General features: G+C 61.2%; 22 protein-coding genes and 1 other RNA gene. 7 read left to right on the top strand and 16 right to left on the bottom strand.

Translation table 11 applies throughout. The features are described 5' to 3' along the window. Positions 1 to 4: 4 nt before the first annotated feature. The 14 genes from CER19_RS16650 to rsmI all read right to left on the bottom strand — a co-directional run bounded on the left by CER19_RS16650 (position 5) and on the right by rsmI (position 15,082). A complete protein-coding gene (locus CER19_RS16650; RefSeq protein WP_014716974.1) occupies positions 5 to 961 on the bottom strand; it encodes a D-alanine--D-alanine ligase in 957 nt (318 codons plus the stop codon). Then, positions 958 to 2,406, bottom strand: coding sequence for a UDP-N-acetylmuramate--L-alanine ligase (gene murC, locus CER19_RS16645; protein WP_116667181.1), 1,449 nt, complete (start codon positions 2,404 to 2,406; stop codon positions 958 to 960). The genes CER19_RS16650 and murC overlap by 4 nt, the downstream gene beginning before the upstream one ends. After that, positions 2,399 to 3,469 carry an undecaprenyldiphospho-muramoylpentapeptide beta-N-acetylglucosaminyltransferase gene (gene murG / locus CER19_RS16640; protein ID WP_003188675.1) on the bottom strand — a complete coding sequence of 357 codons (1,071 nt, stop codon included), beginning with the start codon at positions 3,467 to 3,469 and terminating at the stop codon, positions 2,399 to 2,401. The genes murC and murG overlap by 8 nt, the downstream gene beginning before the upstream one ends. Beyond that, positions 3,459 to 4,682 (bottom strand): putative lipid II flippase FtsW, encoded by a 1,224-nt coding sequence (gene ftsW, locus CER19_RS16635; protein ID WP_003188673.1) that lies wholly within the window; start codon positions 4,680 to 4,682, stop codon positions 3,459 to 3,461. Before ftsW ends, murG begins: the two co-directional genes overlap by 11 nt. Beyond that, a complete protein-coding gene (gene murD, locus CER19_RS16630) occupies positions 4,679 to 6,025 on the bottom strand; it encodes a UDP-N-acetylmuramoyl-L-alanine--D-glutamate ligase (protein ID WP_116667180.1) in 1,347 nt (448 codons plus the stop codon). The genes ftsW and murD overlap by 4 nt, the downstream gene beginning before the upstream one ends. A 6-nt stretch (positions 6,026 to 6,031) precedes the next feature. Next, positions 6,032 to 7,114 (bottom strand): phospho-N-acetylmuramoyl-pentapeptide-transferase, encoded by a 1,083-nt coding sequence (mraY, locus tag CER19_RS16625; protein ID WP_003188670.1) that lies wholly within the window; start codon positions 7,112 to 7,114, stop codon positions 6,032 to 6,034. Beyond that, a complete protein-coding gene (murF, locus tag CER19_RS16620; protein WP_116667179.1) occupies positions 7,114 to 8,484 on the bottom strand; it encodes a UDP-N-acetylmuramoyl-tripeptide--D-alanyl-D-alanine ligase in 1,371 nt (456 codons plus the stop codon). The genes mraY and murF overlap by 1 nt, the downstream gene beginning before the upstream one ends. After that, entirely contained in the window at positions 8,477 to 9,940 is a 1,464-nt protein-coding gene (locus CER19_RS16615; protein WP_116667178.1) for a UDP-N-acetylmuramoyl-L-alanyl-D-glutamate--2,6-diaminopimelate ligase, read from the bottom strand. The genes murF and CER19_RS16615 overlap by 8 nt, the downstream gene beginning before the upstream one ends. Then, positions 9,940 to 11,682: a penicillin-binding protein 2 gene (locus CER19_RS16610; RefSeq protein ID WP_164699553.1), complete on the bottom strand. Its 1,743-nt coding sequence runs from the start codon at positions 11,680 to 11,682 to the stop codon at positions 9,940 to 9,942. The genes CER19_RS16615 and CER19_RS16610 overlap by 1 nt, the downstream gene beginning before the upstream one ends. After that, positions 11,682 to 11,975 carry a cell division protein FtsL gene (ftsL, locus tag CER19_RS16605; RefSeq protein ID WP_003188663.1) on the bottom strand — a complete coding sequence of 98 codons (294 nt, stop codon included), beginning with the start codon at positions 11,973 to 11,975 and terminating at the stop codon, positions 11,682 to 11,684. The genes CER19_RS16610 and ftsL overlap by 1 nt, the downstream gene beginning before the upstream one ends. Further along, positions 11,972 to 12,919: a 16S rRNA (cytosine(1402)-N(4))-methyltransferase RsmH gene (rsmH, locus tag CER19_RS16600; protein ID WP_165861640.1), complete on the bottom strand. Its 948-nt coding sequence runs from the start codon at positions 12,917 to 12,919 to the stop codon at positions 11,972 to 11,974. The genes ftsL and rsmH overlap by 4 nt, the downstream gene beginning before the upstream one ends. Then, positions 12,916 to 13,371: a division/cell wall cluster transcriptional repressor MraZ gene (gene mraZ / locus CER19_RS16595; RefSeq protein WP_003171868.1), complete on the bottom strand. Its 456-nt coding sequence runs from the start codon at positions 13,369 to 13,371 to the stop codon at positions 12,916 to 12,918. Before mraZ ends, rsmH begins: the two co-directional genes overlap by 4 nt. A gap of 355 nt (positions 13,372 to 13,726) precedes the next feature. Beyond that, positions 13,727 to 14,080: RNase P RNA component class A (rnpB, locus tag CER19_RS16590), an RNA gene on the bottom strand. A 96-nt stretch (positions 14,081 to 14,176) separates the two neighbouring features. Beyond that, entirely contained in the window at positions 14,177 to 15,082 is a 906-nt protein-coding gene (rsmI, locus tag CER19_RS16585; RefSeq protein WP_020301255.1) for a 16S rRNA (cytidine(1402)-2'-O)-methyltransferase, read from the bottom strand. 176 nt (positions 15,083 to 15,258) lie between these two features. Between rsmI and CER19_RS16580 the strand changes: the two genes are divergently transcribed. The 4 genes from CER19_RS16580 to CER19_RS16565 all read left to right on the top strand — a co-directional run bounded on the left by CER19_RS16580 (position 15,259) and on the right by CER19_RS16565 (position 18,706). After that, on the top strand, positions 15,259 to 17,070 hold the full coding sequence (locus tag CER19_RS16580; protein WP_116667177.1) for a penicillin-binding protein activator: 1,812 nt from the start codon (positions 15,259 to 15,261) through the stop codon (positions 17,068 to 17,070). Then, positions 17,070 to 17,441, top strand: coding sequence for a YraN family protein (locus CER19_RS16575; protein WP_116667176.1), 372 nt, complete (start codon positions 17,070 to 17,072; stop codon positions 17,439 to 17,441). Before CER19_RS16580 ends, CER19_RS16575 begins: the two co-directional genes overlap by 1 nt. Positions 17,442 to 17,534: 93 nt before the next feature. After that, complete coding sequence (locus tag CER19_RS16570) at positions 17,535 to 18,128, top strand: phosphoheptose isomerase (protein ID WP_007904374.1); 594 nt, start codon at positions 17,535 to 17,537, stop codon at positions 18,126 to 18,128. Then, positions 18,125 to 18,706, top strand: coding sequence for a BON domain-containing protein (locus CER19_RS16565; RefSeq protein ID WP_003188655.1), 582 nt, complete (start codon positions 18,125 to 18,127; stop codon positions 18,704 to 18,706). The genes CER19_RS16570 and CER19_RS16565 overlap by 4 nt, the downstream gene beginning before the upstream one ends. 69 nt (positions 18,707 to 18,775) lie before the next feature. Here CER19_RS16565 and CER19_RS16560 read toward each other — a convergent pair whose 3' ends face one another. Both CER19_RS16560 and CER19_RS16555 read right to left on the bottom strand, forming a co-directional pair. Next, entirely contained in the window at positions 18,776 to 19,546 is a 771-nt protein-coding gene (locus CER19_RS16560) for an OmpA family lipoprotein (protein WP_019816951.1), read from the bottom strand. 258 nt (positions 19,547 to 19,804) lie between these two features. Continuing rightward, the gene (locus CER19_RS16555) at positions 19,805 to 20,449 is read right to left on the bottom strand and encodes an MBL fold metallo-hydrolase (RefSeq protein WP_116667175.1); all 645 of its coding nucleotides are present in this window, start codon (positions 20,447 to 20,449) and stop codon (positions 19,805 to 19,807) included. Positions 20,450 to 20,604: 155 nt separating this feature from the next. Here CER19_RS16555 and CER19_RS16550 point away from each other — a divergent pair, with 155 nt between their 5' ends. From CER19_RS16550 to CER19_RS16540, 3 genes are read left to right on the top strand one after another with little or no spacing between them, the layout of a single operon-like run. Beyond that, positions 20,605 to 21,195, top strand: coding sequence for a paraquat-inducible protein A (locus CER19_RS16550; RefSeq protein ID WP_014716964.1), 591 nt, complete (start codon positions 20,605 to 20,607; stop codon positions 21,193 to 21,195). Beyond that, entirely contained in the window at positions 21,192 to 21,836 is a 645-nt protein-coding gene (locus CER19_RS16545) for a paraquat-inducible protein A (RefSeq protein WP_116667174.1), read from the top strand. Before CER19_RS16550 ends, CER19_RS16545 begins: the two co-directional genes overlap by 4 nt. Beyond that, positions 21,817 to 23,466 (top strand): intermembrane transport protein PqiB, encoded by a 1,650-nt coding sequence (locus CER19_RS16540; protein WP_116667173.1) that lies wholly within the window; start codon positions 21,817 to 21,819, stop codon positions 23,464 to 23,466. The genes CER19_RS16545 and CER19_RS16540 overlap by 20 nt, the downstream gene beginning before the upstream one ends. Positions 23,467 to 23,478 lie beyond the last annotated feature (12 nt).

Here is a 23,478-nt window from a genome sequence, read left to right as displayed (position 1 = left end):
GTGTTTAGCCTCTTGGCTCAATGCTGTCGGCCAGGATCGCCAGCACTAACTGCTGGAAATCCAGACCGGCGGCACGGGCTGCCATGGGAACCAGGCTGTGGTCGGTCATGCCCGGTGCGGTGTTGACTTCAAGGAACCAGAAATTCCCTTGGTCATCCTGCATCACGTCTGCCCGCGCCCAACCGGCGATACCCAGCGCCTCACAGGCTTTCGCCGTGAGGTCCATCAATTCTTGTTCCTTGGTTGCTTCGAGGCCGCATGGGATCCGGTACTGAGTATCGGAAGCCAGGTACTTGGCGTCGTAGTCATAAAAGGTGTGGGGCGTGCCCAAAGCGATGGGCGGCAATACCTGGCCACGCAGGGTGGCGATGGTGTACTCGGGACCGGAAATCCACTGTTCCACCAACACTTGCGAATCGTAGGTACTTGCCGCTTTCCATGCGTCGATCAATTCGGCGGCCGAGTTCACTTTGGCCATGCCGATACTGGAGCCTTCATGGGCTGGTTTGACGATCAAAGGCAGGCCCAGTTCCTTGGCTGCAGAAATACAATCGTCTTCACTGCACAGTACCGCGTGACGCGGGGTCGGAATGCCCAGGCTGTGCCACACCTGCTTGGTGCGCAACTTGTCCATCGCCAAGGCCGACGCGAGGATGCCGCTGCCGGTGTAAGGGATGCCGGCGCATTCGAGCAGGCCCTGCATGCTGCCGTCTTCACCGCCGCGGCCGTGAAGAATGAGAAAGGCGCGGTCGATCTTTTCGGCCTGCAGGCGGGCGAGGAAATCATCGCCCACATCGATACCGAAGGCATTCACGCCAGCACTTTGCAGCGCCTCAAGCACCGCATTGCCGGACTTGAGCGACACTTCGCGCTCGGCGCTCTTGCCGCCGAACAGCACGGCCACGCGACCGAAGTCGGCAGGCGCAAGGGTGGAAAACAGGGAGCCGTAGTCAGTGGTCATTTCGACTTCCCCTTGGCGGCGGCTGCAAACAGCGGGCTCGCCAGCAACTTGGGCGCAAGGCCACCGATATCACCGGCGCCCTGGCACAGCAGGATGTCACCGGCACGCAGCAGCGGCTTGACGATAGGCGCCAGGTCCACGCCACGCTCGATGTAGATCGGGTCCAACTGGCCGCGCTGGCGGATGCTGTTGCACAGCTTGCGGCTGTCAGCGCCCGGGATCGGTTCTTCACCGGCCGGGTAGACTTCCATCAGCAGCAGCACGTTGGCATCGGCCAGTACATTGACGAAATCGTCGTACAGGTCACGGGTGCGGCTGTAGCGGTGCGGCTGGTACCCCATCACCAGCCGGCGCTCCGGCCAGCCACCGCGCACGGCCTTGATCACGGCCGCCACTTCGGTCGGGTGGTGGCCGTAGTCGTCCACCAGCATCACGTCACCGCCTTCAACCGGCAGTTGGCCGTAGACCTGGAAGCGACGGCCCACACCGGCAAAGCGCGACAGGCCCTCGACGATGGCTTCATCGCTGACGCCTTCATCGGTGGCAATGCAGATGGTCGCCAGGGAGTTCAGCACGTTGTGGTTGCCCGGCATGTTCACCGACACGTCCAGCGGCTCGCGGTCGGGGCGCAGCACGGTAAAGAAGGTTTGCATGCCTTCCTGGCGCACATTGATTGCGCGCACGTCGGCATCTTCGCTGAAGCCGTAGGTCACGGTCGGGCGCTTGACCTGAGGCAGGATTTCACGCACCACCGGGTCGTCCAGGCACACCACCGCCAACCCGTAGAACGGCAGGTTGTGCAGGAAGTCGACGAAGGTTTTCTTCAATTTGTTGAAGTCACCGTCGTAGGTCGCCATGTGGTCTTCGTCGATGTTGGTGACGACGGCGACCAGCGGTTGCAGGTGCAGGAAGCTCGCGTCACTTTCATCGGCTTCGGCGATCAGGTAGCGGCTGGTGCCGAGCTGGGCATTGGTGCCAGCTGCATTCAGGCGGCCACCGATGACGAAGGTCGGGTCCAGGCCACCGGCGGCGAACACCGAGGCGATCAGGCTGGTGGTGGTGGTCTTGCCATGGGTACCGGCGACGGCGATGCCGTGGCGATAGCGCATCAGCTCGGCGAGCATCTCGGCACGCGGCACCACTGGAATACGGCGTTCAAGGGCAGTGGCCACTTCCGGGTTGGAGGTGTTCACGGCACTGGACACCACCAGCACGTCGGCCTCGGCAGCGTTCTCGGCACGGTGGCCGATAAAGATCTGCGCACCGAAGGACTTCAGGCGATCAGTGACCGGCGACTCTTTCAAGTCCGAGCCGGACACCTGGTAGCCCAGGTTCAGCAACACTTCGGCAATCCCGCACATGCCCACGCCACCGATACCGACGAAGTGAATACGGCGGATGCGGCGCATCTCGGGTTGCGGCATGGCTTTCTGATTCTCAACCATGGGCCACCTCCAGGCAGATATCGACCACGGTGCGGGTTGCGTCAGGTTTGGCCAGGCGGCTTGCGGTGCTCGCCATGCTGTTGAGTCGTTCCGGTTGCATCAAAACCTCGGTCAGGCGTGCGGCCAAATCGGCGGCGCCAGTCGTTCTTTGCGGCAGCAGGAAGGCAGCGCCCTCCCCGGCCAAATATTCGGCGTTGCGGGTCTGGTGATCGTCGATGGCGTGGGGCAAAGGCACCAGCAAGGACGGCAGACCGGCGGCCGCCAGTTCACTGACGGTCAGCGCACCAGCGCGGCAGACCACCAGGTCGGCCCAGCCATAGGCTTGGGCCATGTCTTTGATGAAGGGCTGTACATTGGCCTCTACACCGGCCTCGCGATAACGCGCGGCGGTGACTTCATCGTGGTTCTTGCCGGCCTGATGGAAGATCTCCGGGCGCACATCCTCAGGAAGTTGCGCAACGGCTTCAGGCAGCAATTTATTCAGTGGCTCGGCGCCCAGGCTTCCGCCCAGGATCAGCAGGTGAGCCTTGCGCCCCGCCAACGCGTCACGCGCAATGGCCATGAACAGTTCGGTACGTACCGGGTTACCGGTGGTGCGAAGCTTGTCGGAGGCGGCGAAGGTTTTCGGAAAGGCTTCACACACCCGCGCGGCCAATGGCACCAGCAGGCGGTTGGCGGTACCGGCGACGGCGTTCTGTTCGTGAACGATCACCGGCACGCCCGCGAGTTTCGCCGCAACGCCACCAGGGCCGGTCACATAACCGCCAAAGCCGAGCACACACACCGGCTTCAACTCGCGAATGATCTTGCGCGCCTGCATGACCGCCTTGAGCAACACGAACGGCGCCTTGAGCAATGACAACTTGCTCTTGCCACGCAAACCGGTGACGTTGATCAAATGCAGCGGCAAGCCGGCATTGGGCACCAATTCGTTTTCGATGCCACGGGGCGTACCCAGCCAGTGCACGGTGTAGCCACGGTTCTGGAATTCACGGGCGCAGGCCAGGGCCGGGAACACATGGCCCCCGGTACCGCCCGCCATGATCAGCACGTTAGCGCCCATGGGTCGGCTCCTCGGCGAAGTCGCTTTCGCTGAACTCCATCTCTTCGCTGCCCAGGTGGGTGCGACTCTCCCACTCGATACGCAGCAACAAGCCGAGACAGGCGCAGCAAATCACCAACGAACTGCCGCCGTAACTGAGGAACGGCAAGGTCAGGCCCTTGGTCGGCAGCAGGCCGACGTTCACCCCGATGTTGATCAGGAACTGGCCGATCCACAGGAAGGCCAACCCATAGGCAACGTAGGCGGCGAAGAACTGCTTGGCCTTCTCGGCCCACAAGCCGATGTACATGGCGCGCACGCAGACGAATACAAACAACGCAACGGTGCACAGCGAACCCACCACACCCAACTCCTCGGCCAATACCGAGAACACGAAGTCGGTGTGGGCTTCCGGCAGGTAGAACTGCTTCTGCACACTGTTGCCCAGGCCCACACCCAGCCACTCGCCGCGACCGAAAGCGATCAGCGCCTGGGTCAACTGGTAGCCGGAGCCGAACTGGTCGGACCAGGGGTCGGTAAAGGTGATCAGACGCGCCATCCGGTAGGGTTGCGCCTGTACCAGGATGGTCACGGCCGCCACCGCCAGCACCACCATCAAGGTGAAGCGGAACAGCCCGACCCCACCCAGGAACAGCATCGCGGCGGCGGCGCCCATCATCACCACCGTTGCCCCGAAGTCGGGCTCCATCAGCAGCAGGCCAGCCATGGGCAGCAGCACGATGAACGGCTTGAAGAAGCCCATCCAGCTTTCGCGCACTTCTTTCTGACGACGCACCAGGTAACCGGCGAGGTAGATCACCACGAACACCTTGGCGATTTCCGAAGGCTGCACGTTGAACGCGCCGAAGCCGATCCAGCGCATCGAACCGTTCACCTCGCGGCCAATGCCCGGCACGATCACCATGACCAGCAAGCCGAACGCACCGATCAGCATCAGCCAACCCAGGCGTTGCCAGGTGGCAATCGGGATCATCATGGTGACGATGCAGGCGCCCAGGCCGATCACCAGGTACACCAGGTGGCGGATCATCATGTACAGCGTGTTGCCCGACTGCACGGCAGCCACTTCGGAGGACGCCGAGGTGATCATCACCAGGCCCAGGCCGAGCAGTGCCAGGCAACCGGCGAGCATAGGAAAATCAAGGTCAATGCCGCGCCCGGTAATGATCGGCGACGGGTATGGCTTGATGATGTTTCTCAGGTTGAGGCTCATGCCAAAGCCTCCACGGCGCGGGCGAACAGCTGGCCGCGCTCTTCATAGTTCTTGAACATGTCGAAGCTGGCGCACGCGGGCGACAGCAACACCGCATCGCCAGGCTGGGCCAGGGCTTTGCACTGGGCAACGGCGTCGTCCAGGGAAGCTGCGCGTACTTGCGGCACAGCGTCACCGAGGGCGGCGGCGATCAGGTCCGAATCGCGGCCCATCAGCACCACGGCGCGGCAATGGGCGGCCACTGGAGCTTTAAGGTCCTTGAAGTCGGCACCCTTGCCATCACCACCGGCGATCAGCACCAGCTTGCCGTCGATATCGGCACCCAGGCCTTCGATGGCCGCCAGGGCTGCACCGACGTTGGTGGCTTTGGAGTCGTTGTAATAGCTGACGTCATTGAGGTCGCGCACCCACTGGCAGCGATGCTCAAGCCCGGCAAACGTGCGCAGGCTCGCGAGCATGGCGTCGAATGGCAGGCCAACCGCGTGACCGAGCGCCAAGGCCGCCAGGGCATTGGACTGGTTGTGTGCGCCACGGATTTTCAGTTCGCGTACCGGCATCAGGTTCTGGAATTCGAACGCCAGGTACTTCTCGCCGTTCTCTTCACGAATGCCAAAGCCTTTGAAGTCCGGTTTGCCCAGGCCGAAGGTCCAGCAGGGCATGCCCTCGCCTATCAGCGGACGGCTCAGGGCATCCTGGCGGTTGACTACAAATTGCTTGGCGCCACGGAAGATCCGGTGCTTGGCCCGGTGATAAGCCGGCAGGCCGCTGTAGCGGTCCATATGGTCTTCGCTGACGTTCAATACCGTCGCCACTTCAGCGCCCAGGTCGTGGGTGGTTTCCAGCTGGAAGCTCGACAATTCCATCACGTACAGCTCGACGTCGTCGCTGAGCAGGTCCAGCGCCGGCACGCCAAGATTGCCGCCGACGGCCACACGCTTGCCCGCCGCCGCGGCCATCTCGCCGACCAGGGTGGTGACGGTGCTTTTGGCGTTGGAACCGCTGATAGCTACGATCGGCGCCTTCGCGTTGCGTGCGAACAGGTCGATATCGCCAGACAGCTTCACGCCACGGGCCGCAGCCGCTTGCAGGGCCGGTGTCGCCAGGGCCAGGCCCGGGCTCACGTAGAGCTCGTCGGCACGGCACAGAAACTCGACATCCAGCTCGCCACAACGCACTTCCACGTGCGGGTAGTCACGGCGCAGCGTGACCAGCTCCGGTGGATTTTCCCGCGTATCGGCCACGGCAAACGACGTGCCCCGGTTCGCCAGGAAGCGAACCAGGGACATGCCGCTCTTGCCGAGGCCGACAACAATGCGGAAGTGGTCTGAAGCGATCAGGGACACTCGTTTCTACCTCAGTTTCAGGGTGGCAAGGCCGACCAGTACCAGAATCACGGTGATGATCCAGAAGCGGACAATCACGCGTGGCTCGGGCCAGCCCTTGAGTTCAAAGTGGTGGTGAATCGGCGCCATGCGGAACACGCGGCGCCCGGTCAACTTGAAGGACGCCACCTGGATGACCACCGACAGGGTTTCCATCACGAACACGCCGCCCATGATGAACAGTACGATTTCCTGACGAACGATCACCGCGATGGTGCCCAGAGCGGCGCCCAGCGCCAGTGCGCCGACGTCGCCCATGAAGACTTGTGCCGGGTAGGTGTTGAACCACAGGAACCCCAGGCCGGCACCGATCAGCGCGCCGCAGAACACGATCAGCTCACCGGCGCCCGGTACATAAGGGATCAGCAGGTATTCAGCGAATTTCACGTTACCGGAGAGGTAGCAGAAGATGCCGAGCGCGCCGCCCACCATCACCGTCGGCATGATCGCCAGGCCGTCGAGGCCATCTGTCAGGTTCACCGCGTTGCTGGAGCCGACAATCACGAAGTAGGTCAGCACCACAAAACCGACGCCCAGCGGGATGCTCACATCCTTGAGCATCGGGATGATCAAGGTGGTTTCCACGGCACTTGGCGCGGTGGTGTACAGGAAGATCGCGGCGGCCAGGCCGAACACCGACTGCCAGAAATACTTCCAGCGGCTTGGCAGCCCCTTGGAGTTTTTCTCGATCACTTTGCGGTAGTCATCCACCCAGCCGATGGCGCCGAACAGCAGGGTCACCAGCAGCACCACCCACACGTAGCGGTTATGCAGGTCGGCCCAGAGCAAGGTGCTGACGCCGATGGACGACAGGATCAGCGCGCCGCCCATGGTCGGAGTACCGGACTTGGACAGGTGCGACTGCGGGCCGTCATTACGAACCGATTGACCAATTTGCAGGTTCTGCAGGGTGCGGATCATCCACGGCCCTAAAAACAGCGACAAAGACAGCGCGGTCAGCACACCCAGGATCCCGCGCAGGGTCAGGTACTGGAAGACCGCGAAGCCTTTGTGGAACTGTTGCAGATACTCAGCCAGCAGCAGCAGCATTAATGTTTCTCCGTACTTGAGCCACACAAGGCTGCGACGACGTTTTCCATCACCGCGCTGCGCGATCCCTTGATCAAAATGGTTGTGTGTTTGTCATGCTCAGCCGCCGTCAACGCCTGGATCAATTCAGCTTGCGTCGAAAAATGCCGCGCACCGGGACCGAAGGCGCTCACGGCGTGAGTCATGTTCGGGCCGACCGCGTAGAGCGCGTCGGCCTTGCCGCTGGCGTAGGCACCCACTTCGCGATGGGACTGTTCGGCCCAGTCGCCCAGCTCGGCGATATCGCCCAGCACCAGTACTTTGCGGCCATCGAAACCCTTGAGCAGATCTATGGCGGCGCAGACCGAGGACTGGTTGGCGTTGTAGGTGTCATCAATCACGCGCATGCCGTTGGCAGCCAATTGCGCCACAGTGCGGCCCTTGACCGGCTGCACCGCGCCCAGGCCTGTAGCGATACCGAACAGCGACACGCCCAGGGCATGGGCGGCGGCGGCGGCGGCCAGGGCGTTGGCAACGTTATGGTTGCCCAGCAGGTTCAGCTGCACATGTTCGCTGCCTTGCGGGGTATGCAAGGTGAAGGACGGGCAACCGCGGGCGTCGACGGTGATATTTGAAGCATGGAAGTCGGCCGCAGCATTGAGCACCGCAAACGTCAGCACCTTGCGACCGGCGGCGCGTACACGCCAGGTCTCGAACGCCTTGTCATCCAGGTTCAGTACCGCAGTGCCCGAGGCGTCGAGCCCCTCAAGGATTTCACCCTTGGCTTCGACGATTTTTTCCGGACCACCGAACTCTCCGACATGGGCGGTCCCGGCGTTGTTGATGATCGCCACGTGAGGCTGGGTCAGCGCCACGGTGTAGGCGATTTCGCCGATGCGCGAAGCCCCCAGTTCAATCACTGCCGCCGTGTGTTCCGGGGCCAGTTCGAGCAGGGTCAGCGGTGCGCCGAAATCATTGTTGAGGTTGCCACGAGTCGCGAGCACCGGCCCGCGCGTACGCAGGACGCCAGCAAGCAGTTCCTTGACCGTGGTCTTGCCGCTGGAACCGGTAATGGCCGCCACCGGCTTATCAAAAGCGGCACGGTTAAGCGCACCCAGTTGGCCCAGGGCCAGGCGGGTATCGGCTACCAGCAATTGCGGCAAGGCAGAATCGGCCACTTCACGCTGCACCAGGGCACCGACGGCACCTTTGGCGGCAACGTCGTTGAGGTAGTCGTGACCATCGAAACGCGGGCCGGCCAGGGCGACAAACAGCTGCCCCGGCTGGATGTTACGGCTGTCGATACTGACGCCGTTGAATGTGCAGTCGTTCGACAGCACACGGGCCGACAGGGCCTGGGCCAGTTCGCTGAACGTCATCGCTTTAAGCATGGGCGACCTCCCAGGCGGTCAGGGCGTGATCCGCCTCGACCAGATCGGAGAAGGCATGGCGCTCACCGTTGATTTCCTGATAGTCCTCGTGGCCTTTACCCGCGAGCACCACTACGTCGTCCGCGCCGGCACTGGCGATCAGCTGGGCAATGGCGGCGCCGCGACCAGCCACAAACGTGACCTTGGAGGCGTCTTTGAAACCGACACGGATGTCGTCGAAAATCTGGCTCGGGTCTTCGCTGCGCGGGTTGTCGTCGGTGACGAGTACGCCATCGGCCAAGCGCTCGACAATTTCGGCCATCAATGGGCGCTTGCCGCGATCGCGATCACCGCCGCAACCGAACAGGCACAGCAGTTTGCCTTTGGCATGTGGGCGCAGGGCTTCGAGGACTTTTTCCAGGGCATCCGGTGTGTGGGCGTAATCGACCACCACCAACGGTTGCGTGCCGCCACCCAGGCGCTGCATGCGACCGGCCGGGCCTTCCAGCTTCGGCAGTACCCGCAGGATTTCATCCAGGGCGTAGTCCAGGCCCAGCAATGCACCGATAGCGGCGAGCACGTTGCTCAGGTTGAACCGCCCGAGCAAGGTGCTGCGCAAGTGGTGCTCGCCCTGCGGCGTCACCAATGTGGCACGCACGCCTTCATCATTGAATTGGGCTTCGCGGCAATACAGGTAGGCACTGGCATCTTGCAGGCTATAGCTGATCAGGCGCGCGTCGCTGTCTTCGCCCGCCAGTTGGCGGCCAAACGCGTCGTCGAGGTTGACCACCCGGCACTTCAGGTCATTCCAGGCAAACAGCTTGGCCTTGGCGGCGGCGTACGCCTCCATGGTGCCGTGGTAGTCTAGGTGATCGCGGGACAGGTTGGTCATCACCGCCACATCAAAGGCCAGAGCAGTGACACGCCCTTGGTCCAGACCGTGAGAAGACACTTCCATGGCAACCGCCTTGGCGCCGGCCTTTTTCAGGTCGGCCAGGGTCGCTTGCACGGCAATCGGGTTTGGCGTGGTGTGCAGGCCGCTTTGCAGCGCGCCATAGAAACCGGTGCCGAGGGTGCCGACGATGCCGCAGTGCTGACCCAGCAGGTCCAACGCCTGGGCGACCAATTGGGTCACGCTGGTCTTGCCATTGGTGCCAGTCACGCCCACCAGGTTGAGCTGGCGGCTCGGGTCACCGTAAAAACGCCCGGCGATGTCAGAAAGCTGCGCAGCCAGGCCCTTGACCGGAATCAACGGCACATCGGTGATCGGCAGCACGGTGGCGCCTTGCACTTCATAGGCAACCGCAGCCGCACCGCGTTGCAGGGCATCGGCGATATGCGCACGGCCATCGAGCTTGCCGCCGGGTACCGCCAGGAACAGGTCACCGGCACGCACATTGCGGCTGTCCAGGGTCAGCTCACGAATCAGCAGATCGTGGCCGGCATGGGCAAAAATCTTGTTCAGACTAAGAGACATCAGCCGCGCCCTCCATTGGCTTTGACAGCGGCAGCCGGTGGGCCGGCGTTGGCTTGTTGAGTCGGCGGCAGGTTGTCCGGCGTGATGTTCATCAGACGCAGGGTGCCGGACATCACTTTGCTGAACACCGGCGCCGAAACCAGGCCACCGAAGTAACCGGCTTTACTAGGCTCGTCGATCACCACGACGATGGCGTAGCGTGGATCGCTCATCGGGCCAAAGCCGGCGAACAGCGAACGGTAGGAGTTTTCGGCATAGCCCTTGGTGCCCACCGAGGTCTTACGGGCCGTACCGGACTTGCCTGCAACGTGGTACGCCGGCACCTGGGCGCGGAATACGCCACGCGGTGCTTCGATCACTTGTTGCAGCATTCCCTGGATGGTCTTGGCGACTTTTTCCGGAATGACCTGGTTGGCTTTCGGCGGTTCATCCACATGGATCAGGCTCAGCGGCACCATGCGACCGTTATTGGCCAACACCGAGAAAGCGTGGGCCAACTGGATGGCGGTCACCGACAGGCCATAGCCATAGGACAGCGTGGCAGTCTCGGCCTTTCTCCACTCGCGGTAGTTCGGCAGGTTGCCCACGCGCTCACCCGGGAAATCGAGGCCGGTGGGTTGCCCCAGACCGATTTTTTGCGCCAGGTGATAGATCGTTTCGCCGCCAATGTCGAAGGCAACCTTACTCATGCCCACGTTACTGGAATTGATCAGGATGCCTGTCAGATCCAGCACCGGACCTTCGCTGCGGGATACGTCACGAATGGTGTATTTGCCAAGTTGCAAGGTGCCTGGGTAAACCTCGACCTTGTCGGTAGGTTTCCAGCGCCCGGTTTCCAGGGCAGCGCTCATGGAGATGGCTTTCATGGTCGAACCGGGCTCGAACACGTCGATCATCGCGCGGTTACGCATCATCGCCGGCTGCAGGTTGCGACGGTTGTTGGGGTTGTAGGTCGGCTGGTTGACCATGGCGAGGATCTCGCCGGTCTTCACGTCCATGATTACCAGGCTGCCGGCCTTGGCGCCATTCTCGATGATCGCGTTACGCAGCTCGCGGTTGGCCAGGTATTGCAGACGCAGGTCAATCGACAACGCCAAGGGCTTGCCGGCCTTGGCGTTCTTGGTGACCTGGACGTCCTTGATCAGCCTGCCGCGCCGATCCTTGATGACCTGCCGCTTGCCCGGAACTCCGGCCAGCCATTCGTCGTAGGCCAGCTCAACGCCTTCGCGACCATGATCATCGATATCGGTAAAGCCGACCATGTGCGCGGTGGTTTCACCGGCCGGGTAGAAACGACGAAACTCCTCGATGCCGTAGACACCGGGGATTTTAAGGTCGAGCACCTGCTGGCCTTGCTCGGGTGTGAGCCCGCGAACCAGATAGATGAATTCCTTGTTGGCCTGGGCTTCGAGGCGATCGGTCAGGGCCTTGCGGTCCTGGCCAAGGGCGGCGGCCAGCTCGGGCCACTTGTCCTTGGCAACTTGCAGCTCTTTAGCGTTGGCCCACAGCGTCGTCACCGGGGTACTGACGGCCAGGGGCTCGCCGTTGCGGTCGGTGATCAGGCCGCGGTGTGCAGGAATTGGAATATGCCGCAGGCTGCGGGCGTCACCCTGGCCGATCAGGAAGTCGCGGTCGACGACCTGCAGGTCGAAGATACGCCAGACAATCGCGCCCACCATCAATGCCAGCAAGCCCAGCATCAGGCGGAAGCGCCATGGGTAGAGTGCCCCTTCGAGCTTCATCATGGCGCCACCATGCGGACTTCAGCCGCGCCAGGGATGTGCATCTTCAATTGTTCGGTGGCCAGCACTTCGATACGGCTGTGAGCCGTCCAGGTGCTTTGCTCGAGGATCAACCGGCCCCACTCTGCCTGGGCTTTATCACGCACGCTCAATTCCCCGTAAAGGGTATTGAGCAACTGACGGTTCCAGTGGGCGCTGTAGGACACCGCAATCGCGGATACCAGCACGCCGACAAACAGCAGCAACATAAAGAAGCTGCCGCCCGGGAGGGGCTTGGCGAAAAGCTTGCTCACCGCAATTTCTCCGCAACACGCATGACGGCGCTACGGGAACGTGGATTGGCCTTGAGTTCGGCTTCGGAAGCGAACTGCGCTTTGCCATGGATTTTGATTTTCGGCACGAAGGCTTCGAAACGCACCGGCAGGTTACGCGGCAGGTTATCGGATTCGCCCTTGACCAGACGACGCATGAACAGTTTGACGATGCGGTCTTCCAGGGAGTGGAAGCTGATCACCACCAGGCGGCCGCCCACTTCCAAAGCATCCAGAGCGGCTTCGAGGCCGGCTTCCAGATCGCCCAATTCGTTGTTGACGTGGATGCGCAGGCCCTGGAACGCGCGGGTAGCCGGGTTCTTGCCCTTTTCCCAGGCAGGGTTGGCGACCTTCAGCACTTCGGCCAGATCTGCGGTGCGTTCGAACGGCTGGATTTCGCGGCGCTCGACCACGGCACGTGCCATGCGACCGGCGAAGCGCTCTTCACCATATTCCTTGAACACACGGGCGATTTCTTCCACCGGCGCGGTGGCGATGAACTGTGCGGCACTGACCCCACGAGTGGGATCCATGCGCATGTCGAGGGGGCCATCGTTCATGAAACTGAAGCCGCGCTCCGGGTCATCGAGCTGTGGCGAAGACACGCCCAGGTCGAGCAGAACCCCGGCCACCTTGCCCGCCATGCCGCGCTCGGCAACTTCGGCACCCAGCTCGGCAAAGCTGCGCTGCACAACGACAAAGCGGCCGTCTTCGGCCGCTAGCGCTTGCCCGGTGGCAATCGCTTGAGGGTCTTTGTCGAACCCGAGGAGTTTGCCGTCGGACCCGAGCTGGCTGAGTATCAACCCGCTATGCCCGCCCCTGCCGAATGTGCCGTCGACATAGCAGCCATCCGCGCGTACGGCGAGAGCCTCGACGGCTTCGTCAAGCAGTACGGTGATGTGGTTAAAGCCGCTATCAATAGTCACAGGATCAAATCACGCAGTTCATCAGGCATGGCGCCCGGTTGTTGAATAGCAGCCAGGTCCGCTGCAGACACAGCATCCCAGGCATCTTCGTCCCACAATTGGAACTTGTTCAGTTGGCCTACCAGCATTGCGCGCTTGTCGAGCTTGGCGTACTCGCGCAGTCGCGGCGGCACCAGGAAACGACCGCTGCCATCGAGTTCAAGGTCGACGGCATTACCGATCAGCAAGCGCTGGAGGCGGCGGTTTTCTTCACGCAATGAAGGCAGCGCGCGCAACTTGGTTTCAATCAACTCCCACTCATCGAGGGGGTAAACACACAAACAAGGGTCAACGGCGTCAATCGTGATGATTAACTGCCCTGAACTTCGCGAAATGAGCTCGTCACGATACCGGCTCGGCATAGCGAGACGGCCTTTTGCATCGAGACTGATAGCGTTAGCTCCGCGAAACACAGATGCGTTTCTCCAAATTTTAGCGTTTTACGTTCAAAAAACCCACTTTGTGCCACTTTCCGCCACTTGCGCACACTATAGGAATGCGCCTACCACACCGTCAAGGCGCGGATTCAAGGAAAAGCCTTACAGAACGGAGATTTAGGAGGGTAAAAGGAGGAGAAACGAGAGTTTGGCGATGTTTTTGACTCAACAACAGCAAATAGCTCAAAGAGCTAGGGCCTAAAGTTAAAGTAATTTATTAAGAGTAAGATTTTTTTGGTATTACGAAGATGCATCTGCCAATGATTTGGCAGGGAGGGATTCTTGCGTTACTACCGGGTTTGCGCTCGAGAGTCGAACGCAAGGAAAAAAGGTGGAGAGTCGATCTGTAAGCCGGGTTCTGTCTTGAACAGTCATTCGTCTACGATGGCCATCACTGGACATCTTTAGCAACCTACCCGGTCCCAGCGCGGGCCACGCCTTGGGACCCTATTTGGTCTTGCTCCAAGTGGGGTTTACCTAGCCACGAACTGTTGCCAGTCGTGCGGTGCGCTCTTACCGCACCTTTTCACCCTTACCGGCACCGAAGTGCTTAGGCGGTTATTTTCTGTGGCACTTTCCGTAGGCTCACGCCTCCCAGGCATTACCTGGCACTTCGCCCTATGGAGCCCGGACTTTCCTCCCCCCCCTAATTTTCATAGAGGGCAGCGACTGTCCAATCGACTCTCCGCCGCGAAGGTTAACGGCACGACGGCTTGAGGACAAGTATTAAAAGTGCAGCATTGCCATCACGTTCAGACGAAATACAGATTTGCCCCTGGAACTATTCGGCCTTCTGTTTATCCAGCGCGACCTGATACAACACATTCTTACGCACGCCGGTAATTTCCGCAGCCAAGGCGGCGGCGCGCTTGAGCGGCATTTCCTTGAGCAACAAATCGAGGACACGCATGGCCTCGCTGCCCACTGCGTCTTCATTCTCCGGCGCGGTCCAGCCTGCTACCAGCACCACGCATTCGCCACGCTGTTGATTGCTGTCGCCCTCAACAAACGCTCGCAGCTCCTCCAGCGGCAATCCCTTGAGGGTTTCGAAAGTCTTGGTCAACTCCCGGGCCAACAAGGCCAGGCGCTCGCCGCCGAACACCAGCTCCATGTCTTGCAGGCATTCAAGGATGCGATGCGGGGCCTCATAGAAGATCAGGGTACGCGGCTCTTCTTTAAGTGCCTGCAGACGCGCCCGACGCCCTACGGCCTTGGCGGGCAGGAAACCTTCAAAGATAAAGCGGTCCGAGGGCAACCCGGCCGCCGATAATGCAGCAATCAGCGCGCAGGCTCCTGGAACAGGCACTACATTGATACCAGCGGCGCGCGCCTGGCGGACCAGGTGGTAACCAGGATCGGAAATCAGGGGCGTGCCCGCGTCGGAAATCAGCGCCACGTCATCACCCGCCAAGAGACGCGTGATAAAGCGACTTCCCTCTTCACGTTCGTTGTGTTCGTGGCAGGCCGCTAATGGCGTGCTGATACCAAAATGCTGCATCAACCGTTGGGAGTGCCGCGTGTCTTCTGCCGCGATCAATTTCACCTCGCGCAACACCTTCAGCGCCCGGGCACTGATGTCGTCCAGGTTGCCAATGGGCGTCGCCACCACAAAAAGCGAGCCAGCAGTGGAATTCAAAGGACCTGGAGCAGTCAAAGCGCACACCTCGATGGTTGGCAAAAGCCACATTGTAGCGCGTAGACGCCTTGAAAATATGCCATCACGGCCGATGCCGTTTCAGCCACCGTCAGCTATTGGCAACATTTGCACGACCTAAATCCACCGTTTAACGCCATGAACATCGCGCCTGGGCCAGTGCTTGGGTACACTTCCACGCTAATTTGATCGGTATCAGGAACACTTACATGATCGCTTGCCTGCGGCTGCTCTCCGCCCTCTGCCTCGTTGCCTTGCTGGCCGCTTGCGCCAGTTCGCCCTCCTCCAGTCTTGGCGAACTGCCACGCACGCCCGATGCCAGTATCGAGCAACTGCTCGAACAGGCGACGAACGCCAAGACGCCAGAAAAAGCCGCGTTGCTGCGCCTGAGCGCGGCGGACCTGGCCTACCAGCAGAACAATCCCGGCCGCTCCTCGCAGATCCTTGCGCAAGTGCCCCTGGATGCCCTGAAGCCAGCCGCGCAAGTATTTGCCAGCACCCTGGCCGCAGAACTGGCCATGGGGCGTAACCAGCCCAAGGCGGCCTTGGCAGCGCTGAACCACCCTAGCCTGCAAAACCTGAAGGAACTGCCGACCGACCAGCAGATCCGCACCGGCACCGTGCATGCTCGCGCCTATGAAGCCGACGGCCAGACCCTCGCCGCCGCTCGCGAGCGGGTGGCCATGGCGCCCCTGCTGACGGGTGAGGCTGCCAGCAACAACCACGAGGCCATCTGGGTATTGATTGCCGCGCTGCCAGCCGAACAGCTGCAAGCTACCGGCAACCCGACGCTCGATGGCTGGATCACTCTGGCCCAGGCGGTCAAGGGCGCCGGTACGCTGGAGCAACAACAAGCCGCCATCGACACCTGGCGCGCGCAGAACCCGGGCCACCCGGCGGCTGTGCAACTGCCAGCGCCGCTGACCAAACTCAAGGAACTGGCCAGCCAGCCCCTGAACAAGATCGCCCTGCTGCTGCCGCAGGAAGGCCCGCTGGCTGCTGTGGGCAAAGCGCTGCGCGAAGGCTTCATGGCGGCTCACTACCAGGCCGAACAAGCCGGGCAGAAGCCGCCAGTCATTGAGTTCTATGACAGCTCGCGTCTGACCTCCCTCGACGACTTCTACGCCAAGGCCCAGGCCGCCGGTGTACAACTGGTGGTCGGCCCGCTGGAAAAACCGCTGGTCAAGCAACTCAGCGCACGCCCGCAGTTACCGATCACCACCCTGGCCCTGAACTACAGCGAGACCGATCAAGGCCCGGCGCAGTTGTTCCAGTTCGGCCTGGCCGCTGAAGACGAAGCCCGCGAAGTGTCGCGCCGCGCCCGTGCCGATGGCCTGCACCGCGCAGCCGCCATGGTGCCCCGTGGCGAATGGGGTGAGCGTGTCTACAAAGCGTTTCGCCAGGATTGGGAAGCCAATGGCGGCACCGTCATGGGCGTTGAATATGTCGATCAGCCTGTGGCCCTGGCCCAGCAGATCGCCGATCTGTTCCAACTGCGCAAGAGCGAAGGCCGCGCCAAGAGCCTGCAGAGCACAGTCGGCACCGACGTAGCCGCCCAACCTTCGCGTCGCCAGGACATCGAGTTCATCTTCCTGGCCGTCACGCCGCAACTGGCCCAGCAGATCAAGCCGACCCTGAACTTCCAATACGCCGGCGATGTGCCGGTGTACGCAACCTCCCACGTGTTCAGTGCCAGCGGCGACCGCAACCAGTACCTGGACATGACCAACGTGATGTTCTGCGAAACCCCTTGGCTGCTTAATACCACCGACCCACTGCGTAACCAAGTGGCTGCGCAATGGCCGCAAGCCAATGGCAGCCTGGGCCGCCTCTACGCAATGGGCGTCGATGCCTACCGCCTGGCGCCACGCCTGGGCCAGCTCAAGGCACTGCCGGACACCCGTGTCGACGGCCTCTCGGGCAACCTGGGCATCAGCGCCAACCAGCGCGTCGATCGCCAGATGCCGTGGGCGAAGTTCGTCGGCGGCGACATTCAGCGCCTGCCCGATACCCCACGCTGATGCCCGAGCGGTCCAGCGCACAAAGCGGCAAGGATGCCGAACTGCATGCACTCAACTACCTGCAACAACAGGGTCTGCGCCTTCTGGCGCAGAACTGGTTATGTAAACGCGGCGAGCTTGATCTGGTCATGCTTGACGGCGATACAGTAGTATTCGTCGAAGTCCGCTACAGAAAACACGCACAATGGGGTGGCGCGCTCGCCAGTATCGACGGGCGCAAGCGTCAAAAGCTGATACTCGCTGCGCAGTTTTTTCTGCAAAAAGAGCATCGCTGGGCTGACTGCCCCTGCCGTTTCGATGTGGTTGCCATGGAAAGCACCCCGTCAGGCACAGTTGATCTAACATGGCTCAAAAATGCCTTCGACAGCTGATTCGCCGGGCACCTTCACCACTCACTTTTGCTCTTTGCTTTGCGGGCTGCACATTACCTGTGCCAAACAGCCGCGCTACTTAAGGTCACACAGATGGACATGCAATCCCGAATTCGCCAGCTTTTCCAGGCCAGCATCGACACCAAGCAACAGGCGATGGACGTACTTGCACCGCACATCGAGCAAGCCAGTCAGGTCATGGTCAATGCCTTACTCAACGAAGGCAAAATGCTTTCGTGCGGCAACGGTGGTTCGGCCGGCGATGCCCAGCATTTTTCCTCCGAGCTGCTCAACCGTTTCGAACGCGAGCGCCCGAGCCTGCCGGCCATTGCGTTGACCACCGACTCGTCGACGATCACCTCGATCGCCAATGACTACAGCTACAACGAAATCTTCTCCAAGCAGATCCGCGCCCTCGGCCAGCCGGGCGATGTATTGCTGGCGATTTCCACCAGCGGCAACTCGGCGAATATTATTCAAGCGATCCAGGCCGCACATGATCGCGAAATGATTGTCGTAGCCTTGACCGGTCGCGACGGCGGCGGCATGGCTTCGCTGCTGCTGCCAGAGGACGTGGAGATTCGCGTCCCGGCCAATGTCACTGCACGTATCCAAGAAGTTCATCTGCTGGCGATCCACTGCCTGTGCGATCTGATCGACAGCCAACTGTTCGGGAGTGAAGAATGACCGTTAATCGCCTCAGTCTTTTAGCCATTACGCTGTGCGTCGCCATCAGCGGCTGCAGCTCGGCTATCACCGCTACACGGGACACCCCTATCCAGGACGACCGGGGCACACGCACCTTCGGCAGCACCATCGATGATTCGCTGATCGAAACCAAGGTCAAGGTCAACGTCGCCAAGGCTGCTACCGACCTGGGCAACGGCGCCTCGCGCATCGTGGTGACCAGCTTCAACGGCGTGGTCCTGCTCGCAGGCCAAACGCCCCGAGCCGATCTCAAGGCCCAGGCCGAGCAAGCCGCCGCCGGTGTGCAACGCGTCAAGAAGGTCCACAACGAACTGCAGGTCATGGATCCGATCACCCTGCTGGCCATCAGCAACGATGCCTTGCTGACCACCAAGATCAAGGCCCAGATGCTCACCGACAGCGCCGTCCCAGGTTCACGGATCAAGATCGTCACCGATAACGGCATCGTCTACATGATGGGCCTGCTGACCCAGGCAGAGGCCACCCGCGCCGCCAACCTGGTGCAGGGCGTGTCGGGCGTACAGAAGATCGTGAAGGTGTTCGAATACATCGACTGATGTAGACACACAGCCACAAAAAAGGGCGCCGTGCATTGACTGCACGGCGCCCTTTTTTGTGCCTAGCGTTTACTGGTATTGCTGGTACGGATTGCCTTGGAACTGGTTGTTCTGCTGTGGCGCCTGCTGCTGACCAGGCTGGCCGTATTGCTGGCCAGGGATCGGGCCGAGGTTGACCTCGACACGACGGTTCTGGGCGCGGCCATTCACGTCGGCGTTGCTGGCAATCGGGTTATCCGGGCCGGCACCGCGCGCGCTCAGGTTGGCACCGTTGACACCTTGGGAGGTCAGGTAGTTGGCCACGCTCTGCGCACGGCGCTGGGACAGGTCCATGTTCAGTTGACGGCTACCGGTGCTGTCGGTGTAGCCAACGATCTGGATGGTGTTCTGGTTGAACTGCTTGAGGGAGTTGGCCAGGTTGTTCAGCGGCTGATAGAAGCTGCTGGAGATCGCGTCCGAGTTGGTGGCGAAGGTGATGTTGCCCGGCATGATCAGCTTGATCTGGTCACCCTGGCGCTGCACTTCCACACCGGTGTTGGCCATGCTTTCACGCAGCTTTTTCTCTTGCTGGTCGGCGTAGTAGCCATAGCCCGCCGCACCGGCACCCGCAACGACTGCGCCAATCAGCGCGCCCTTGCCACGGTTGTTATGGTCGATGGCCGCACCGGCCAATGCACCCGCCAGCGCACCGAGGCCGCCGTACTTGGCGGTTTTGCTCATGCCGCTTTCGGAACCATTGCTGGCCTGCCCCTGGCTGCCGTCATAAGGGTTAGGTGAAGCGCAGCCAGACAACAGGGCTACGGCGGTAGCGACAACAAGCAGACGACGCGGAGTGAACATGAAGGAAGCTCCTACTTTTGCATTCTGTGATGCAGAGGACATTGGCAATGGACCTGTGCCGAGTTTGGAACGCGACAAACGGCAAAAATTCCGTGGTGGGGTGCGTAAAGCATAGCTGTCTTTGGCTCGGCCCTGTGTCTGTGGCGAGGGAGCTTGCTCCCGCTGGGGCGCGAAGCGGCCCCGCTTTTTGTTTATGGGACTGCTGCGCAGTCCAGCGGGAGCAAGCTCCCTCGCCACAGTCCTGACTGAAAGGCCCGATCACGCACGCACGAACGGATTCTCGCGCATCTCATCCCCTAGACACGTATCCGGCCCATGCCCAGTGACCACCGTCGCGCCTTCGTCCAGCGTATACAAGCGCTGCTTGATCGACCGCACGATCGTCGCCTGGTCGCCTCCCCATAAGTCCGTGCGCCCCACGCCGCGACGAAACAAGGTATCGCCGGCGATCAACAGCTTCGCGTCAGCAAACCAGAAACTCATCGAGCCCGGCGTATGCCCTGGGGTGTGCAAGGCTACGCCACAGCCGCAGGCCAATTCTTCGTCATGCTCCAGCCAGCGATCCGGCGATGGCACCGGGACGTAGGGCACGCGAAACATCTGGCATTGCATTTCCAGGTTGTCCCATAGAAATTGATCATCTTTGTGCAGGTGCAGCGTGGCGCCGGTCTTTTCTTTCAATTGGCCGGAGGCCAGGAAATGATCGAGGTGAGCATGAGTGTGGATAATGCTCACCACCTTCAGGCCCAGCGCATCAAGGCGTGCCAGGATCAACTCGTGATTGCCGCCGGGGTCGACTACGATGGCCTTTTTAGTGATCGGGTCGCCAATGATGGTGCAGTTGCACTGCAACGGGCCGACGGGAAAGGTTTCGCGAATCAACGGTTGTTTTTCAATAGTCATGAGTGTCCTGCAAGCTCTCTGGCGCGTTCCAAGTGCAGTATGGTGTAGCTTGCCCCTGCTCTGGAAGGAGTCGATTGCGCGATCTATCCGCTGCTAAGCTACACAAGCGCCATTGAAATCCCCTGCTGCAGTCAGTCGCATTTGGAGCAACACCCATGGCGAATCAACAGATCATCTGCGAACACTGCGACTGCGTGTACGAGAAAGTCACGCTCGCCAAACATCAAAAAGCCCTGTGTGTGCGTTGCTCTGGCGTGCTGCAGCGCTACAACGGCCTGTCGGTGCAACAACGCCTCGCCCTGACGGTGACCGCTGCAGTGCTGTGGACCTTTGCCAACTTTTATCCAGTGATGAGCATCAGCCTGCAGGGCTTGAAAAACAGCGCGACCCTCTGGGATTCAGTCGTTGCACTGAGCCTGGGGCCGATCACGTTCATTGCCTTGGTAGCGGCGATTTCCATCATTATCGCGCCGGTGTTTCAACTGCTGTTGCTGATCTGGGTGCTGAGTTTCGCCCTGGCCGGCAGGCGCTCGCCGGCGTTCAAGCTGTGCATGCGCTGGCTCGAAGCGCTCAGGCCCTGGAGCATGCTGGAGGTGTGCCTGTTGGGCGCGATGGTCGCGGTGTTCAAGCTGGCCGGTATGCTGGATGTGATCCCTGGCACCGGCCTGTTTGCCTTGGCCGCCCTGAGCCTGTTGCTGATCCGTATTGCCGGGCGCGATGTGCGTGACCTGTGGGACACCGTATGAATTCACCGCCCACCGCCAGCGAGCTGAACCTGTGCCTGTGCCACACCTGCGGCCAGCCCTGCGACATGCGCCTTGAGCCCACCGAGTGCGATCGTTGTGGCGCCGCGCTGCATCGGCGCAAGGTGCAATCCCTGACCCGAACCTGGGCCTACATGCTCACTGCCCTCGCCTTTTATGTCCCGGCCAATTTATTGCCGGTGATGAACACCACCATGCTCGGCTCGGGCGCAGACAGCACCATCATGAGCGGCGTGCTGGAGTTCTGGCAGCATGGCGCCTGGGACATTGCGCTGATCATTTTCATCGCCAGCATTGCCGTGCCGGGCATCAAGTTCCTGTCGCTGGGGCTCCTGCTGGTCACCGTGCAGCGCAATAGCCAGTGGGCGCGCAAGGAGCGTTCGAAGCTGTTTCGGTTTATCGAACTGATCGGCTACTGGTCGATGCTCGATGTCATCGTGGTCGCCCTGGTGGCCGCGCTGGTGAAGTTTCAAGCCCTGGGCACGATCGAACCGCGCCTGGGCATTCTGTTTTTTGGCCTGGTAGTTGTGTTTACGATGCTCGCGGCCATGAGTTTTGATCCCCGGCTAATCTGGGAAAACCCACATAACGAGGAGACCTCGGATGAGCTCATCCAAGGCTGACACCCCTGCGGGGCAACCCGTGATCAAGACGCGTCGTTTCAGCGTTTCGCTGGTCTGGATCGTGCCGATTGTCGCCGTGCTGGTGGGGATCTCGCTGGTGATTCACAGCGTCATGCAACAAGGGCCGACCATCGTCCTCAACTTCAAGACCGGCAGCGGCCTGGTTGCCAACAAAACCGAGGTCAAATACCGCAACGTGGTGATCGGCCAAGTAACCGCCGTGGCTCTGAGTGATGACCAGAAAAGCGTCAATGCCACCGTCGAGCTGGTCAAACAGGCCGAAAGTTTCACCCGCGAAGATTCGAAATTCTGGGTGGTGCGCCCGCGCATCGGCGCAGGCGGCGTGTCGGGCATCGACACGTTGTTGTCCGGCGACTACATCGGCGCAGACATCGGCCAATCCGAGACCCGCGCCAAGCACTTCACCGGTTTGGAAAACCCGCCGCCCATCACCTACGGCGAGCCGGGCAAGCGCTTCACGCTGCACACCCAGGCCCTGGGCTCCCTGGACATCGGCTCCCCCGTCTATTACCGGAAGATCCCGGTGGGCCAGGTGGTGGCCTATGAGCTGGACAACGAGGGCAAGGGCGTGAATGTCGAAATCTTCGTGCATGCGCCCAATGATGCGTACATCACTGAGAACACGCGTTTCTGGAATGCCAGTGGCGTCGACTTGAGCGTTGGCGCCAACGGTTTCGCACTGAAAACCGAATCCTTGTCGTCCATGTTGATGGGCGGGATTGCCTTCCAGGCCCCGCCCTACAACCCCAATGACAAACCGGCCGAAGAAAGTCGCAGCTTTGAGTTGTTCGAAGACCAGCAAAGCGCCCTCGCCCCGCCCAACGGCAAGGGGCAATACATGGTCCTGCGCTTCGATCAGGCCCTGCGCGGGCTGAAAGTCGACGCACCGGTGGAGTTCCTCGGCGTCGAGTTCGGCAGGGTTGTATCGATCAACCTGGATTTCGATGCGAAGAAACGCACCTTCCCGGTCAACGTCGGCATCGTGATCTACCCGCAACTGCTCGGCGAGGCCCACACCAAGCTGCTCAAAGCCATGAACAATAACCCTGACGATGAGGCAGCCGGCGTACGCCTGATCGGCACCTTCATCGAAAACGGCCTGCGCGCCCAGGCCCGCAGTGGCAACTTGCTGACCGGCCAGCTCTACATCGCCCTGGACTTCTACCCCAAGGCGGAAAAAGTCGCGTTCGACCCGAACCAGCGCCCCGTGGGCATCCCCACGATCCCGGGCAACCTGGAACAACTGCAGGAGAAGTTCGAAGGCATCGTCAACAAGATCAGCCAACTGCCTGTCGAGCGCATTGCCGGCAACCTCGACGCCAGCCTGGTCGAACTGCGCAAAGGCCTGGCGCAATTCAACGCCAAGACGCTGCCGGGTGTGCAGACGACCTTGACCGACGTGAGCAAGACCCTGCAATCGGCCAGTTCCACCCTGGCCGAAGACTCGCCGCAGCGTGAGCAACTGACCCAGACCCTCGACGAGTTGGGGCGCATGTCGCGCTCCCTGCGCGAGCTTTCGGATTACCTGGGCCGGCATCCGGAGTCGCTGATTCGCGGCCGCCCCGATAACGCCGCACCGACGGACCTGCAAGGGCCACCCCGCAAATGACCATTGGAGCCG

It is taken from the genome of Pseudomonas sp. GL93 (genome assembly GCF_003408955.1).
Taxonomy (GTDB): domain Bacteria; phylum Pseudomonadota; class Gammaproteobacteria; order Pseudomonadales; family Pseudomonadaceae; genus Aquipseudomonas; species Aquipseudomonas paracarnis.
The sequence above is the reverse complement of the archived record's forward strand: the minus strand, read 5'-3'. Positions and strand labels throughout refer to the sequence as shown.

What these genes read in the sequence shown, in the direction of transcription:
- CER19_RS16555 (WP_116667175.1), bottom strand. Translation starts at nt 20,449, where the DNA reads ATGACTATTGAAAAACAACCGTTGATTCGCGAAACCTTTCCCGTCGGC.
- CER19_RS16580 (WP_116667177.1), top strand. Translation starts at nt 15,259, where the DNA reads ATGATCGCTTGCCTGCGGCTGCTCTCCGCCCTCTGCCTCGTTGCCTTG.
- CER19_RS16570 (WP_007904374.1), top strand. Translation starts at nt 17,535, where the DNA reads ATGGACATGCAATCCCGAATTCGCCAGCTTTTCCAGGCCAGCATCGAC.
- CER19_RS16610 (WP_164699553.1), bottom strand. Translation starts at nt 11,682, where the DNA reads ATGAAGCTCGAAGGGGCACTCTACCCATGGCGCTTCCGCCTGATGCTG.
- CER19_RS16540 (WP_116667173.1), top strand. Translation starts at nt 21,817, where the DNA reads ATGAGCTCATCCAAGGCTGACACCCCTGCGGGGCAACCCGTGATCAAG.
- CER19_RS16575 (WP_116667176.1), top strand. Translation starts at nt 17,070, where the DNA reads ATGCCCGAGCGGTCCAGCGCACAAAGCGGCAAGGATGCCGAACTGCAT.
- CER19_RS16560 (WP_019816951.1), bottom strand. Translation starts at nt 19,546, where the DNA reads ATGTTCACTCCGCGTCGTCTGCTTGTTGTCGCTACCGCCGTAGCCCTG.
- CER19_RS16545 (WP_116667174.1), top strand. Translation starts at nt 21,192, where the DNA reads ATGAATTCACCGCCCACCGCCAGCGAGCTGAACCTGTGCCTGTGCCAC.
- CER19_RS16565 (WP_003188655.1), top strand. Translation starts at nt 18,125, where the DNA reads ATGACCGTTAATCGCCTCAGTCTTTTAGCCATTACGCTGTGCGTCGCC.
- CER19_RS16550 (WP_014716964.1), top strand. Translation starts at nt 20,605, where the DNA reads ATGGCGAATCAACAGATCATCTGCGAACACTGCGACTGCGTGTACGAG.
- murF (WP_116667179.1), bottom strand. Translation starts at nt 8,484, where the DNA reads ATGCTTAAAGCGATGACGTTCAGCGAACTGGCCCAGGCCCTGTCGGCC.
- rsmI (WP_020301255.1), bottom strand. Translation starts at nt 15,082, where the DNA reads ATGTGGCTTTTGCCAACCATCGAGGTGTGCGCTTTGACTGCTCCAGGT.
- mraY (WP_003188670.1), bottom strand. Translation starts at nt 7,114, where the DNA reads ATGCTGCTGCTGCTGGCTGAGTATCTGCAACAGTTCCACAAAGGCTTC.
- ftsW (WP_003188673.1), bottom strand. Translation starts at nt 4,682, where the DNA reads ATGAGCCTCAACCTGAGAAACATCATCAAGCCATACCCGTCGCCGATC.
- CER19_RS16615 (WP_116667178.1), bottom strand. Translation starts at nt 9,940, where the DNA reads ATGTCTCTTAGTCTGAACAAGATTTTTGCCCATGCCGGCCACGATCTG.
- CER19_RS16650 (WP_014716974.1), bottom strand. Translation starts at nt 961, where the DNA reads ATGACCACTGACTACGGCTCCCTGTTTTCCACCCTTGCGCCTGCCGAC.
- murG (WP_003188675.1), bottom strand. Translation starts at nt 3,469, where the DNA reads ATGGGCGCTAACGTGCTGATCATGGCGGGCGGTACCGGGGGCCATGTG.
- murC (WP_116667181.1), bottom strand. Translation starts at nt 2,406, where the DNA reads ATGGTTGAGAATCAGAAAGCCATGCCGCAACCCGAGATGCGCCGCATC.